This is a genomic window from Serratia sp. TSA_7 (assembly GCF_052692135.1).
Window position 1 is genome coordinate 940,235 of sequence record NZ_JBQZFU010000001.1, and the last position, 14,428, is coordinate 954,662.

The following is a 14,428-nucleotide window of genomic DNA, read 5'->3' on the forward strand; positions in this document are numbered from 1 at the left end:
TTCGAACATTGTGTGGGCGCCCCCCGAAGGTTGCGCCGCCACAGATAATAATCGTCAAATCACTTCAGTTCTGGCCAGTAGTCTTTATTGGCTTCGAGCAGATCGTCCAGAATGGCTTTAGCGACAGAAGCGCTCGGCACGGTTTTCGAGAGCGTTATCGCCTGCCACAGTTTCAGATAGGATTTCTCAATCCAGGCTTCGACCACCAGTTTTTCAACCGCCACCTGCTGGCTCATCAACCCCTGCTGGAACAACGGGATCTTACCGACAGTCAGCGGTTCCGGCCCGTTGCTACCGACGAGACACGGAATTTCAACCATCGCTTCCGGATCAAAATTGTTGATGGCGCCCTGATTCGGCACAATCAGCAACATTCTTTCCTGAGTGTTGAAGGCGATGGCGGTTGCCAGGTCAACGATGTAAGACGCGTGTTCATCAATCTCCAGTTCGCCGGCGGAAGATTTCCCCGCCTTGGTAATCGCAGCGCAGGAACTGAAAACGTGTTTTTCTCGGTGCTCCATCACCTCATTGGCGCGGGTATGTTCCGGATTGGAATGCGCAACCACGTAGTCCGGGAACAGGTAATATTTCAGGTAGGTGTTAGGGAACGTAGACGGATCTAACGCCCAGACATCTTTCGCTTTGGCGAATGTATCATTCCAACTGGCTTCGACACCCGGCTCATTGGTTGACGGTACATAGCCGTGTTTAGCCACATGTTCGCGGATCTTGGGCATCAGATCGTTACCCTTCAAATCTTCAATCGACGTCCACCAGCCAAAGTGATTCAGTCCGTAATAACGCACCTGCATTTCTTTACGCGATTTCAGCCCGACAATCTGCGCCATGCGTCCTTCAATGCCGATCGGCATATCGCAAATGTTGAGGATCCTGGAGTGCGGGCGCAAACGGCGCGTCGCTTCCGCCACAATTGCGGCCGGATTCGAGTAATTCAGCATCCAGGCGTTCGGGGAATATTTCTCCATGTAATCGACGATTTCCAGTACGCCGCCGATGGAGCGCATACCGTAAGCGATACCGCCAGGCCCACAGGTCTCCTGTCCTACGACGCCATGACGCAGGGGGATTTTTTCGTCTTTTTCGCGCATCGGGTATTTACCGACACGGATATGCGCCATGACAAAATCGACATCGCTAAAGGCCGTTTTCGGATCCGTGGTATAGCCGAATTCAATGTCCGGCGCCTGCTCTTTGAGGATCACCTTGCATGCTTCGGCCACAATTTCCTGACGTGCGCCATCGTTGTCATAAAACTTGATGGAACGCAGCGGGAACCTTTCCAGATTCGCCAGTAACATCAATACGATACCCGGTGTAAATGTGCTGCCGCCGCCGGCCACGACTACTGAGAATTTCTTCTTCATACTGCCTCCGTAATGGATGTTTTTGTCGGGGAACTCGCCCCGGATATGGATGATGGTGTGAAAGCATCTTGCTTCATCAGCGTTTCTATCTGGTCCCTGACCTGAGGAACGTGCAGGCCCACGATGATCTGAATGCCGTTGCCGCGCCGTACCACGCCATGTGCGCCCAAGGCTTTGAAGATGTCGTCACTTTGCGTCAGCGCCATGTCGCCGAGCGTGATACGCAGCCGCGTCGCGCAGTTGTTGAGATTGACAATATTGCCGTTGCCGCCGAGTGCATGCAGATAGCCAACAGCCTGAGCTTGTGCTGAAGAAGGTGCCGGGATGTCGCTGGTGCGGCCCGACGGATTTTTCTGCGCCTGATAGTCAGCCTTACTGTAGAGTTTGATTTCGCTGTCCTCACGCCCCGGTGTTTTCAGGTTAAGACGCAGGATTAGCGTGCGAAATACCAGGAACCAGATGCCGGTGAATACCAGCCCGATGCCAATCTGGGTGAACATCATCGAGGCGTGATTGTGATACATCGGGATCCAGTTTTGCGGCAGGAACTGGTCCAGTAGCCCACCACCCATGTTGCCGACCACGCCTGCCATGTACATCAGCGTTGCCACCGTGGCGGCAAGCAACGCATGTATGGCAAACAGCAGTGGCGAGATGAAGAGAAAGGTGAACTCAAGGGGTTCGGTAATACCGACAAGTAAGGCGGTCAGCGTCGCCGGGATCAACAGTCCTGCCACCTTGACGCGATTTTCCGGTGCGGCAGTGGCGTAGAGCGCCATCGCAATACCGACCGATCCGAAAACTTTCGAGTTGCCTTGCAACGCGAATCCGCCTTGCGGGAATAAGACTTTCAGCGGCTCTGTGCTCTCGCTGAACGCCTGCAAGTGCTCTGCCCAGTAAACCTGAATTCCGCCTTCGACAGCTGCCGGGCCGAAGATAAACGGGCCATAGATGAAGTGGTGCAATCCGGTAGGGATCAGAATGCGTTCCAGGAAGGTATATACCCATACGCCGAGAGAACCAGAGATCAACATAAAGTGTTGCATCGAGAGGATGCCGGCCTGCACTTTCGGCCACACCAGCAGCGTCAGCCATGCGCAAGGGATCATCAACAGGAATCCGACGATGACCACGAAGGAGCTGCCCTGAAAAATACCGAGGAATACAGGAAGTTGTTTATCAAATAAATGATTGTGTATTGAGGTGACTATGCCGGAAATTATAATTGCACCAATAATACTGGTATCGATAGTTTTAATTCCGGCGATCATTGTCAGTCCGCTGTGTCCTCCGGGATCCGCGTTAAAGTTAACGCCAAAATAATCGCCCCATGTTAATCCCATTGCGTTAATGAAATAATTCCAGGTCATAAAGCTGACCAGTGCCGCCAGGCAGGCGCGACCTTGTGCATGTTTCGCCAGCCCGATGGGCAGGCCGACCGCGAAAATCAGCGGCATGTTGCGGAAAACGGTCCAACCGCCTTCTTCTATAATATGAACAATTTGTGCGAAAAGACTACCGGGTGCGGTGAGTGAATCCCCGAGAAACATAGGGTTCTGAAGCATGATTGCAATGCCCACCACCATTCCCGCAAACGGAAACAGCAAAACGGGTGTAAACATCGCACCACCAAAACGTTGAATTTGACTGAGCATAAATACTCCTCATATTTTTCCGGGTCAGATTTTTATTATTTCGTTTTAACCGATTTTGTTTCCATTCAAAGAGTAGGGACTTTGAAAAAAAAGGTCGCAAAACGATTAATCATTTTGTGATCGCATTCATGTTTTCTCCCTGGGTGAAGTGGTCTACTTTTATGGCGATTTGTATACATTTAAGTGTTTGAGGAAAAAATAGCCAGGGGAATATAAAAATAAATTTCAGGTTTTACAGTGCGATAACCTCTTTTTGTTGCGCGGTTATCAGGATTCATTTAGGGATAAAGAGGTCTTCAAGTGATCTACAAAACGCTTGCCGAACGTCTGAGAATACGTATCAATTCTGCTGATTTTGCTATCGGCGATGCCTTACCCAGCGAGAAACGTCTGGCTGCCGAATTTTCCGTATCGAGGATGACGCTACGCAAAGCGGTAAATTTACTGATTGAATGGGGGCTGGTGCGTCGCTGTCACGGCAGCGGAACCTTCGTCGCGCAGAAAGATCTCCAACATGAAACTCGCGGGCTAATGGGTTTCTCGGAACTGATGAAAGAACTGGGTCGCCCCACGGTGAGCCAGGTGCTGGAGTTTCGAATGATGGGAGCCCCCCCAGCCATCGCCAGCCAGTTGCGAATCAAGGCCGATGAGCGTATTTACTATTCGCGTCGCGTCAGGTTTGTAGAAGGGAAGCCTGTGGTGCTGGAAGACAGTTATATGCCTGGCAGGTTATTTGGCAACCTTTCGGTCGCACACCTGGAGGGTTCAAAGTTTGCGTATATAGAAGACGAATGCCATATCAATATCGCAGGGAATTACGAAAGCTTCAGCCCGATCTTGGCAGACAGCACGATCGGCGCTTTACTGCACGTTGCCGAAGGCACGCCGTTGCTGCGCCTGACATCGCTTTCCTACAGTGATACCGGCGACTATATCAACTATTCGGTGATATTCAGAAATGCCAATGAATACCACGTGGACTACCATTTGAAGAGGAATAAATAGCGGTCGAAGGGGGCTACATATTCACTATATGACAATTGCAATAATTTCCAATCTAATCATAACGTTGATTAACGTAATTTCACGCAAAATAATATAAAAATGTTTTTTGCCATCGCAAATTAATAGTGTTTTAGAGCGTTCGTAGCGCCTGAGCTAACACGGTTTAGCAAAGTGTGCTAAAAAACGACCGATTTAAAACGAATGCCACTTAAAAAGTGCCAATGCCTTATATTTACTTTACCCGTTCATTGTTCAGGAACATAATTGAAAAGCTTCTATTAGATACTGAAAATTAGTCGGTATTAAACTGATAAATTAACGATTAAATATTTAAATGTCAGGGGAAACATTGATTTTTTTTATTTTTTGAATGAGAAACAGGAGAGTATTGTAATGCCCCGTCAAGGATTGAAAACTGCACTAGCGATTTTTCTAACCACATCATTAAGCGTCTCATGCCAGCAAGCCTTAGGTACGCAACAACCCTTGCTTAACGAAAAGAGTATCGAACAGTCGAAAACCATACCTAAATGGTGGAAGGAGGCTGTTTTTTATCAGGTGTATCCGCGTTCCTTTAAAGACACTAACGGGGATGGTATCGGGGATATTAAAGGCATCATAGAAAAATTAGACTATTTAAAAGCTTTGGGGATTGATGCCATTTGGATCAACCCACATTATGATTCCCCGAACACGGATAATGGTTACGATATACGTGATTATCGAAAAATCATGAAAGAATATGGCACGATGGAGGATTTTGACCGCCTGATTTCTGAAATGAAAAAACGTAACATGCGGTTGATGATTGATGTGGTCATCAACCACACAAGCGATCAAAACGAATGGTTTGTTAAAAGTAAAAGCAGTAAGGATAATCCTTATCGCGGCTATTACTTCTGGAAAGATGCTAAAGAAGGGCAGGCGCCTAATAATTACCCTTCATTCTTTGGTGGCTCGGCGTGGCAAAAAGATGAAAAGACCAATCAATACTACCTGCACTATTTTGCTAAACAACAGCCTGACCTAAACTGGGATAACCCCAAAGTCCGTCAAGATCTTTATGCAATGTTACGTTTCTGGTTAGATAAAGGCGTGTCTGGTTTACGCTTTGATACGGTAGCGACCTACTCAAAAATTCCGGACTTCCCAAATCTCACCCAACAACAGCTGAAGAATTTTGCAGCGGAGTATACCAAGGGTCCTAATATTCATCGTTACGTCAATGAAATGAATAGAGAGGTTTTGTCTCATTACGACATTGCCACTGCCGGTGAAATCTTTGGCGTACCCTTGGATCAATCGATAAAGTTCTTCGATCGCCGTCGCGATGAGCTGAACATCGCATTTACCTTTGACTTGATCAGACTCGATCGAGACTCTGATCAAAGATGGCGTCGAAAAGAGTGGAAATTGTCGCAATTCCGGCAGGTCATCGATAACGTCGACCGTACGGCAGGCGAATATGGTTGGAATGCCTTCTTCTTGGATAACCACGACAATCCGCGCGCTGTCTCCCACTTTGGCGATGATCGCCCACAATGGCGCGAGCCATCGGCTAAAGCGCTTGCAACCTTGACGCTGACTCAACGAGCAACGCCTTTTATTTATCAAGGTTCAGAATTGGGCATGACCAATTATCCCTTCAAAGCTATTGATGAATTCGATGATATTGAGGTGAAAGGTTTTTGGCATGACTACGTTGAGACAGGAAAGGTGAAAGCCGACGAGTTCTTGCAAAATGTATGCCTGACGAGCAGAGATAACAGCCGGACACCGTTCCAATGGGATACGAGCAAAAATGCAGGATTCACGAGCGGAAAACCTTGGTTCAAGGTCAATCCAAACTACCAGGAAATCAATGCGGTAAGTCAAGTCGCACAGCCCGACTCGGTATTTAATTATTATCGTCAGTTGATCAAGATAAGGCATGACATCCCGGCACTGACCTATGGCACATACACCGATTTGGATCCTGCAAATGATTCGGTCTACGCCTATACACGCAGCCTTGGGGCGGAAAAATATCTTGTTGTCGTTAACTTCCAGGAACAAGTGATGAGATATAAATTACCGGATAATCTATCCATCGAGAAAGTGATTATAGAAAGCAACAGCAAAAACGTTGTGAAAAAGAATGATTCCTTACTCGAACTAAAACCATGGCAGTCAGGGGTTTATAAACTAAATCAATAAATCCCATAATCACGCCAAATAATGCAGATATATTGAAACCATTAAAACCGGCACCTTATGCCGGTTTTTTTGCGCGAAATAGGGCTGGCAAAGAGAAAGCAGGGGGCTACCACCCTGAGCTATAGGCTTTTTTAAAGGCAAGATTACCCGTTGAGGCTCTGCCGTCACCCGGCTGCGATAAACCGCGTTGATCCTCAGACGCCTGGCCGTTGCACGAAAACGAAGACCGGGGTTTGAGGGCTTGTGGGGCAACGCCGGCGAGCCAGTTAGCTTCTCGTGGGCGCGAGCACGTCGCTACTGAACAATCTCGCTTCAAATGTTATCGTGATAATTGAGTGTTGCAGTGGCGCCGCCGGGTTTTACGCTCGGTTCAGGTCTGATTCACATAACAAGGTCACATGGAAATGAAAGTGTTGTTCATCGCTTCGCTAGGCGCTTTATCGTTAATGCATGCCTCATTTTCCTTCGCGGATAATGCCAATGGGAAAAACATCTACTTACAGCGATGTAGCATGTGCCACGGAAGCGATCTCAAAGGCACGGGGCCATTGGCTGACAAAACCAACCCGCCTCCACCTGACCTGACAACCCCCGCGTTCAAAGAACGGCTCAATGATTATCCGGGCGTTATTGTCTCATCGATAATACTTCGTCCAAATGGGGACTTGATTCCCAAAACTTTGCGAGAAAATGGGGTAAAACTACCGCCGTTCACTTGGCGGATTCAGGATCTGCGCGATTTGAATCAATACATGAACGGCGTGATTTCAAAAAATCGATAATGTTGAGAAGAGAGGCAGGCACAGAAATCGAATAACCCTTTCAGAGTGGCTACCTGTTTGACGGCATCCTTCATGTAAAGCCAATACACGCCAGAAGGCAGTCGGCAAGGCGGTGTCCTGCAACGGGACACGCCATTCTAATCACTTGTTTTTGCTCAAACTGCCAACTGCGCCTAAGCTAGGATGTGTCCTGGGGACTGGGGTCCCTTTGCACTTTATTCTGTGAACATGGAGGAGTTTCGATTTGATGCGTTTATCTACATTGGTGCTGGCGATCGGCATGGCGCTGAGCTCGCAGGCACAGGCAGCAGAAACCAATCCGCACGCGAGTCATAGCGCGTTGCCAAGCGGCCAGGCTAAGGAGGCTAACGTGACCGGTGAAGCTAACCAGCACGAGAACAAAAAGAACGAGAACCCGTTCTTCTATCAGAGCCGTCTGCCGTTCCAGGCACCGCCGTTCAATCTGATCAAAGAAAGCGACTACGCCCCGGCTATCGACGCCGGCATCAAGCAAAAGCGGGAAGAGGTGGAGAAGATCGCCAATAACCCGGCCAAGCCCGATTTTAAAAATACCTTTGTGGCGCTGGAGCAGGCCGGTGCGCTGTTGACGCGGGTGATGAACGTGTTTGGCGCCATGACCTCGGCCAACACCAGCGACGCGTTGCAAAAGTTGGATGAGGAAAGCTCGCCGAAACTGGCGGCGCTGGAAGACGCCATCATGCTGAACAGCAAGCTGTTTGAGCGCATCAGGGCGATTTATCAGCAGCGCGACGCGCTGAAGCTGGACGCGGAATCGCGTCGCCTGGTGGAGGTGACTTACAAAAACTTCGAGCTGGCGGGGGCCAACCTGTCCGACGCCGATAAAACCAGGCTGAAAGCGCTGAATCAGGAAGCGGCGACGCTGAGCACCCAGTTCTCCAACAAGCTGCTGGCGGCGACCAAAGACGGCGCGCTGGCGATCGCCGACAAAGGCAAGCTGGACGGCCTGTCGGAAAGCGAACTGGCTGCGGCGGCTCAGGCTGCCGGCGAGCGCAAGCTGGACAAGCAGTGGTTGCTGGTGTTGCAAAACACTACTCAGCAGCCGGAGTTGCAGAGCCTGAAAGACAGAGACACCCGCAAGGCACTGTTTGACGCTTCGTGGAACCGAGCGGAAAAGGGCGACGGCAACGACACCCGCCAGACCATCGCGCGCCTGGCCAAGGTGCGCGCCGAGCAGGCAAAACTGCTGGGCTTCCCGAACTATGCCGCCTGGAAACTGCAAAATCAGATGGCCAAAACCCCGGATGCGGCGCTGAGCTTTATGCGCAATATCGTTCCGGCGGCCACCGCGCGCGCCGAACGCGAAGCCAAAGACATTCAGGCGGTAATCGATCAGCAGAAAGGCGATTTCAAGGTTGCAGCCTGGGACTGGCAGTTCTACGCCGAGCAGGTCCGCAAGGCGAAATACGATCTGGATGAATCGCAGATCAAACCTTACTTCGAATTGGATAACGTGCTGAACAACGGCGTGTTCTATGCCGCCAACCTGTTGTATGGCATCAGCTTTAAAGAGCGCAAGGACATCCCGGTCTACCAGCCGGACGTGCGCGTGTATGAAGTCTTCGATAAAGACGGCAAATCGCTGGCGCTGTTCTACACCGACTTCTTTAAGCGCGACAACAAGGGCGGCGGCGCCTGGATGAGCAACTTTGTCGAACAGTCGAAGCTGAAAGGCACCAAACCGGTGATCTACAACGTCGCCAACTTCACCAAACCGGCACCGGGCCAGCCTGCGCTGCTGTCGTACGATGACGTGATCACCCTGTTCCACGAGTTTGGCCATGCGCTGCACGGCATGTTTGCCGATCAGGAGTATCCGAGCCTGTCCGGCACCAATACGGCGCGCGATTTTGTCGAGTTCCCCTCTCAGTTCAACGAACACTGGGCCAGCGATCCCAAAGTCTTTGCGCACTTCGCCAAACACTACAAAACCGGCGAAGCCATGCCGCAGGAACTGGTCGACAAAATCAAAAAAGCCGACAAATTCAACAAAGGGTATGACATGACCGAGCTGCTGTCCGCTGCGCTGCTGGACATGCACTGGCACATGCTGAGCGCGGATCAGCCGCAGCAGGACGTGGACAAGTTCGAAGCCGAATCGTTGCTGAAGGATAAAATCGATCTCAGCTACGTGCCGCCGCGTTATCGCTCCAGCTATTTCAAGCATATCTGGGGCAACGGGTATGCCGCCGGTTACTACGCTTATCTGTGGACCGAAATGCTGGCGGATGACGCCTTCCAGTGGTTCACCGAGCACGGCGGCCTGACGGCGGAGAACGGTCAACGTTTCCGCGACATGGTGCTGTCGCGCGGCAATAGCCAGGATCTGGAAAAACTGTATGTCGACTGGCGCGGTAAAGAGCCCAGCATCGAGCCGATGCTGATTAACCGCGGGCTGAAAGACGAATAAAATATTCTGATGTCTGTACGGAGAACAGAGGGCGCGGAAACCCGCGCCCAGCTTCTTCAGCGGTTAACCACCTTGGCCGGCAGCGCGATCACCAGCAGCGAACTGAGCAGCAGACAACCGGCGAAGGCCCACAGCGCGCCGCCGCTTTTGCCGGTCAGATCCAACGCCAACCCCATCAGCGAGTTACTCACCAACCCGGCGATATTCGCCAGCGAACAGGCCAGCGCAAAGCCGGTTGCCGCTGCCGTGCCGCGCAAAAAAGTGGCCGGCAGGCTGAAGAACACCGGCACCGCGCCGATGATCGCCGCCTGGGCGATGGAGAACAACAGCACAGTAGCGATCACGTTATGGGTGAAGAAGGTGCTGCCGGCCATTGCCATCGCACCGACGATAAACGGCACTATGATGTGCCAGCGGCGCTCGCGCATGCGGTCGGAACTGGTGCCAATCAGCAACATGCCCAGCAGGGCGGCGATACTCGGCAGTGCGGTCAACATGCCGATGGTGGTAATGTCGGTGACCCCGGCAGTTTTGATAAAGGTCGGCATCCAGAACCCCATCGCATAGGCGCTCAGCAGGATCGAGAAATCAATGCCGCCCAACATCCACACCTTGAGGTTAAAGAAACCGTCGCGGAAACTGTGCTTGCTGTGGCTGGCTTCGGCTTCGTCATGCGCCAGATCCTGCTCAATGCGTTTTTTCTCGTCCTCGGTTAACCATTTCGCCTGGCGATAATTATTGGGCAGCACCCAGAAGGTGAGCACGCCCAGCAGCACGCTGGGAATGCCCTCCAGCAGGAACAGCCATTGCCAGCCATGCAGCCCGTGGCGCATATCGAAATGCCCCATGATCCAGCCGGAGAGCGGGCCGCCGACCACGCTCGACAGCGGCAGACCGATCATGAACAGCGCAATGATGCGGCCGCGGCGATAGGTGGGGAACCATAACGTCAGGTAATAGAGCACGCCGGGCAAGAAGCCGGCTTCCGCCACGCCAAGCAAAAAACGGATGGCGTAAAACTGATTCGGGGTAGTGACGAACAGGGTACCGGCGGAAAGCAGGCCCCAGGTGATCATGATGCGGGCAATCCATACCTTGGCGCCGACGCGTTGCAGGATCAGGTTGCTCGGCACCTCAAACAGAATATAACCGACAAAAAACAGCCCTGCGCCCAGCCCAAAGGCGGCTTCGCTCAGTTGCAGTTGATCGGCCATCTGCAGCTTGGCCAGCCCGACGTTAATGCGGTCAAGGTAAGCGGCCAGATAACACAGGCAGAGAAACGGGATCAGCTTCCAGGTGATTTTGCGGTACAGCAGCGATTCTGTTCCCGCTTTCCCCGCTAACGGGGTTTCAACAATGGCCATGATGATGTCTCCAGGTGGTGCATGGTGGCCTCCGGAGGAGGTGTGTTGTGTGCTTGCTTTTGAGGCGCTTTCCGCGCCTTCTTTATTGTTCTGCTCTCCGTGCAGGTGAAGCCTTTTGGATCTACAACAGGGTTAAATAGCCGATCGCCTCCTGTTTGCTCACCACGTCGCCGTATTTGCTGTCGATGTCGAACAGGTTGGCTTCGTGCGGGCCGGCGTGGCGGTCGCCCACGCATTCACGCACCACGATAGTGCGAAATCCGTGTTGCACGGCGTCCACCGCGCTGGCGCGGATACAGCCGCTGGTGGAACAACCGGCCAGCAGCAGGGTATCGACGCCGAGCGCCACCAACATAGGTGCAAGCGAAGTGCCGAAAAAGGCGCTGGCGTATTGTTTGGTCAACACCACCTCAGCGGCTTGCGGCGCAACCTGGGGGCAGAACGCCGCCAGCGGATTGCCCTCGACCATGTCTTTCATCACCGGCGCTTTTTTCACCCAGATGCCGCCATCGGCGAAATGCCCCGCATGATAGCGGATATTGGTGTGGATCACCGGTATTCCTACCTGTCGCGCCGTTGCCAGCAGCGCCACACTTGAGTCGACTGCGCTGACCACGCCGGGGGCGAACAGCGGTGCGCCCTCGGTGGTATAAGCCTGCATAAAGTCGATCACCAGCAGCGCCGGGCGCCGGCCGAAGCCGATACGGTTGCCCCAGACGCCGCTGTAGTTATCGATGAGAGAGTTATCGGCTGCGGATGCCATTTTTCCTCCTTAATAGGCGCCGGACAGCAGGGCGCCGGCGCCGGGCACGATCGGCTCCAGCTCCAGCGCGGTCAGCATGGCGTAGGTGGTGGCGATGGCGGCGGTCAGCACCGGCTTGCCGGTTTGCGCTTCAACGGTGGATACCGCAGGTAAAGACGGCATTTGCACGCAGGCGGACAGCACTATGGCATCCACGCCGCTCAGGTCCATCTCGGCGACAATTCCCGGCAGTTTGGCCGGATCGTGGCGGCCCACCGCCAGGTTGTCCGGGATCTCCAGCGCGCGCCACACCTTGACCTCAATGCCCTCGTGTTCGATGTAATCCACCACCATTTGGGTCAGGGGTTTCATGTAAGGTGCCACCAGCGCGATGCGTTTGGCGCCGAGCACTTTCAGGCCACTGACCAGCGCGCCGGCGCTGCTGATCACCGGTGCGGCGGCGTCGTTGTCCTGCGTAACCTTTGCCAGCCGGGCCTGGGACTCGCGATGATAGCCCAACCCCATCGACATGATCGCCACCAGACAGGCATAGCCGAGCACGTCGACCTGCGCGTCGGAAAGCTCGAGCGCGCAGCGGTCTGACTCGGCGTCCATCGCCGCCAGCTCTGCCTTGCTCACATGCTTCATGCGCATGCGGCTGGAGTGAAAGGTAAAACGCTCCGGGCGGATCAACTGGCGCGCGGTCAACATCGCCGGAATTTCGGTTTCCATCGTGGTGTTGGAACTGGGTACGATCTGGCCGATACGGTAATTTTTGGTCATGGAAAATGCTCCTCAGTTAATCCAGAAAATCGCCCAGGGCGCGGAAGAAACCTTCAAAGTCGTCCCACGGGATCATATGCCCGGCGTTTGCTACGTGCGCGAGGGTGATTTCCGGCTGTAACTCGCGGATCTCCGCCTCGTCTTCCGGCAATATCACGCCGCCCAGGCCCGCGACCATCAACAGCGTCGGCATGCTCAGGTCGGGATAGTCGCGATGGCTGTCTACCTGATGGAAATCTTCATAGGCACGTTGAATGGCCGGTTCATAGCAGGTGTGCAGCCATTCGGCGCGCAACTGTCGCTGCTCCTCGCTCCAGGTCGGGCAGTAGGCGCGCATCTGCTCGGCATCCATCCCCGATAGCGCCTGGCGGATGGAATCGACGTACCACGGCCATTTACCGGGATAGTCGCGGCGGCCGGGGCCGGAAACCGGCGGATCGACCAGCACTAACCGGCGCACGCCGGCCGGTTGCAGCACCGCAGCGCGCAGGGCAAAACGCGCGCCCATGGAGTGGCCGATCAGCGAATAGCTGCCCAGCTTCAGTGCGGCGGCGAAAGCGTTGACGTCCTGCGCGCAGGTTTCGGCGTCATAGGCCAACTCCGGGCCGCTGGAAGACAGACCGCGCCCGCGCACGTCCAGCACGTAGGTGTCGTATCTTTCTCCCAGCCGTTCGGCGACGAACCCCCAGGTGATCGCCGGGCTGGTGATGCCGGGGATCAGGATCAGCGCAGGGCCCTGGCCGCCGTAGCGCAGGTAGTGCTGGCGAATGCCGTTGGCCTGCACGTTGGCGCCATACAGGAAGCGACTCATGCGGCGTTCTCCGATTTCAGCGCCTGCGCGTACAGGTCATAGCCGTACACCCAGGCCGGATCTTCCTGGGTGCGCAGGAAAGTATTGGCGTTGGATACCGCCTGCACGCGGGAGGCGCGCTCTTTGCGGTTGGCTTCATACAGCTGGAAGGCGGTGCGGTAGTCGGTCAGGCCGGTTTCCTGCAGGCAGCGCGCCAACATGGCGGCATCTTCGATCGCCATCGCCGCACCCTGGGCCATATGGGGTTTCATGGGGTGGCAGGCGTCGCCGAGCAACACCATGCGGCCTTCGCTCCACAGCGGCAGCGGTTTGCGGTTCAGCAGCGGCCATTTGGTGACCTGCTCGCTGGACTCGATCAGCGCTTGCACGATCGGGTGATAACCGGCGAAGGTTTCGTACATTTCTTCGCGGCTGCTGTCGATGAAGCTGCCCTGGAAATCCCACGCCGGGTGGGGCACGCCGCTGACGTAATAGTATTCGTCGCGTTTTTGCGTGGTGTAATAGACCATCAGGTGGCGATCCGCCGACCACCACTTCACGCAGTCTTCGAAGCTCAAATTGTATTTGGCCAGTTTCTCGCCGCGGATCAGCGCGCGGTGGGCCACCCAGCCGCTGTAGGTTGGCGCTTCGACGCCCAACAGGTGTTCGCGAATGCGTGAGTTGATGCCGTCGGCGCCAATCACGATATCGGCGGTGGCGCTGGTGCCGTCGGCGAAGTTCAGCACGACCTCGTCGCCGCGATCTTCAATCTTGCTCAGGCATTTGCCAAAGTGCACGCTGCCCGGTTGCAGAGCGGCCATCTGCAACGCCTGTAAATCGCCACGATGCACGGTAACGTATGCCGCGCCGTATTCTTTGCGGGCAAATGCCCCCAATTCAATGCGCGACAGATAGTCGCCGCTTTCGGCATCGCGGCTGAACCAGAAATCCGGGTGCGAAGCCATTTGCTCCAGCGGCTGTTCGATGCCGAGGCGACGGAAAATCTTCAGTACGTTCGGCCCCATATGGATACCGGCACCGAGGCGTGAAAACACCGGGCTTTGCTCATACAAATCGACGGTAAAGCCGGCTTTTTGCAGCAGACCGGCGGCGGCGGCGCCACCCAGGCCTGCGCCGACCACGGCAATGCGCTGTTGTTTGCTCATCATTTTTCCCCTGACTGTTGGTCTTTTTAGGCGTTGTCCGCAGCAATGCCGGACGATTGATTTATAGTGTATACGCTAAATATAGCAAGGTTGCACAAGTGTTAATTTAGA

The 14,428-nt window shown here is 53.9% G+C and carries 11 protein-coding genes; 4 read left to right on the forward strand and 7 right to left on the reverse strand.

Annotated elements, in window-relative coordinates; translation table 11 throughout:
• Positions 1 to 59: 59 nt before the first annotated feature.
• Positions 60 to 1,385, reverse strand: a complete 1,326-nt coding sequence (locus ACUTQW_RS04615; RefSeq protein WP_006325062.1) for a 6-phospho-alpha-glucosidase — start codon at positions 1,383 to 1,385, stop codon at positions 60 to 62.
• Complete coding sequence (locus tag ACUTQW_RS04620; RefSeq protein WP_445654811.1) at positions 1,382 to 3,040, reverse strand: alpha-glucoside-specific PTS transporter subunit IIBC; 1,659 nt, start codon at positions 3,038 to 3,040, stop codon at positions 1,382 to 1,384. The genes ACUTQW_RS04615 and ACUTQW_RS04620 overlap by 4 nt, the downstream gene beginning before the upstream one ends.
• 300 nt (positions 3,041 to 3,340) lie before the next feature.
• On the opposite strand from ACUTQW_RS04620, the gene ACUTQW_RS04625 reads away from it, so the two are divergent.
• From ACUTQW_RS04625 to dcp, 4 genes are all read left to right on the forward strand, one after another.
• Positions 3,341 to 4,045, forward strand: a complete 705-nt coding sequence (locus tag ACUTQW_RS04625; protein ID WP_006325064.1) for a GntR family transcriptional regulator — start codon at positions 3,341 to 3,343, stop codon at positions 4,043 to 4,045.
• A gap of 393 nt (positions 4,046 to 4,438) precedes the next feature.
• Positions 4,439 to 6,241, forward strand: coding sequence for a glycoside hydrolase family 13 protein (locus ACUTQW_RS04630; RefSeq protein ID WP_037430911.1), 1,803 nt, complete (start codon positions 4,439 to 4,441; stop codon positions 6,239 to 6,241).
• A gap of 398 nt (positions 6,242 to 6,639) precedes the next feature.
• Positions 6,640 to 7,023: a c-type cytochrome gene (locus ACUTQW_RS04635; protein ID WP_037430913.1), complete on the forward strand. Its 384-nt coding sequence runs from the start codon at positions 6,640 to 6,642 to the stop codon at positions 7,021 to 7,023.
• A gap of 247 nt (positions 7,024 to 7,270) precedes the next feature.
• Positions 7,271 to 9,472 (forward strand): peptidyl-dipeptidase Dcp, encoded by a 2,202-nt coding sequence (dcp, locus tag ACUTQW_RS04640; protein WP_006325067.1) that lies wholly within the window; start codon positions 7,271 to 7,273, stop codon positions 9,470 to 9,472.
• A 56-nt stretch (positions 9,473 to 9,528) separates the two neighbouring features.
• Here the strand turns inward: dcp and ACUTQW_RS04645 are convergent, their stop codons facing one another.
• From ACUTQW_RS04645 to ACUTQW_RS04665, 5 genes are all read right to left on the reverse strand, one after another.
• The gene (locus ACUTQW_RS04645; RefSeq protein WP_006325069.1) at positions 9,529 to 10,836 is read right to left on the reverse strand and encodes an MFS transporter; all 1,308 of its coding nucleotides are present in this window, start codon (positions 10,834 to 10,836) and stop codon (positions 9,529 to 9,531) included.
• A gap of 121 nt (positions 10,837 to 10,957) precedes the next feature.
• Positions 10,958 to 11,599 (reverse strand): N-carbamoylsarcosine amidohydrolase, encoded by a 642-nt coding sequence (locus ACUTQW_RS04650; protein ID WP_235196174.1) that lies wholly within the window; start codon positions 11,597 to 11,599, stop codon positions 10,958 to 10,960.
• A 9-nt stretch (positions 11,600 to 11,608) separates the two neighbouring features.
• Positions 11,609 to 12,361, reverse strand: a complete 753-nt coding sequence (locus ACUTQW_RS04655; protein WP_062792431.1) for a maleate cis-trans isomerase family protein — start codon at positions 12,359 to 12,361, stop codon at positions 11,609 to 11,611.
• 16 nt (positions 12,362 to 12,377) lie between these two features.
• Complete coding sequence (locus ACUTQW_RS04660) at positions 12,378 to 13,172, reverse strand: alpha/beta fold hydrolase (RefSeq protein ID WP_197912681.1); 795 nt, start codon at positions 13,170 to 13,172, stop codon at positions 12,378 to 12,380.
• On the reverse strand, positions 13,169 to 14,320 hold the full coding sequence (locus tag ACUTQW_RS04665) for an FAD-dependent monooxygenase (RefSeq protein ID WP_004944098.1): 1,152 nt from the start codon (positions 14,318 to 14,320) through the stop codon (positions 13,169 to 13,171). The genes ACUTQW_RS04660 and ACUTQW_RS04665 overlap by 4 nt, the downstream gene beginning before the upstream one ends.
• Positions 14,321 to 14,428: the final 108 nt, after the last annotated feature.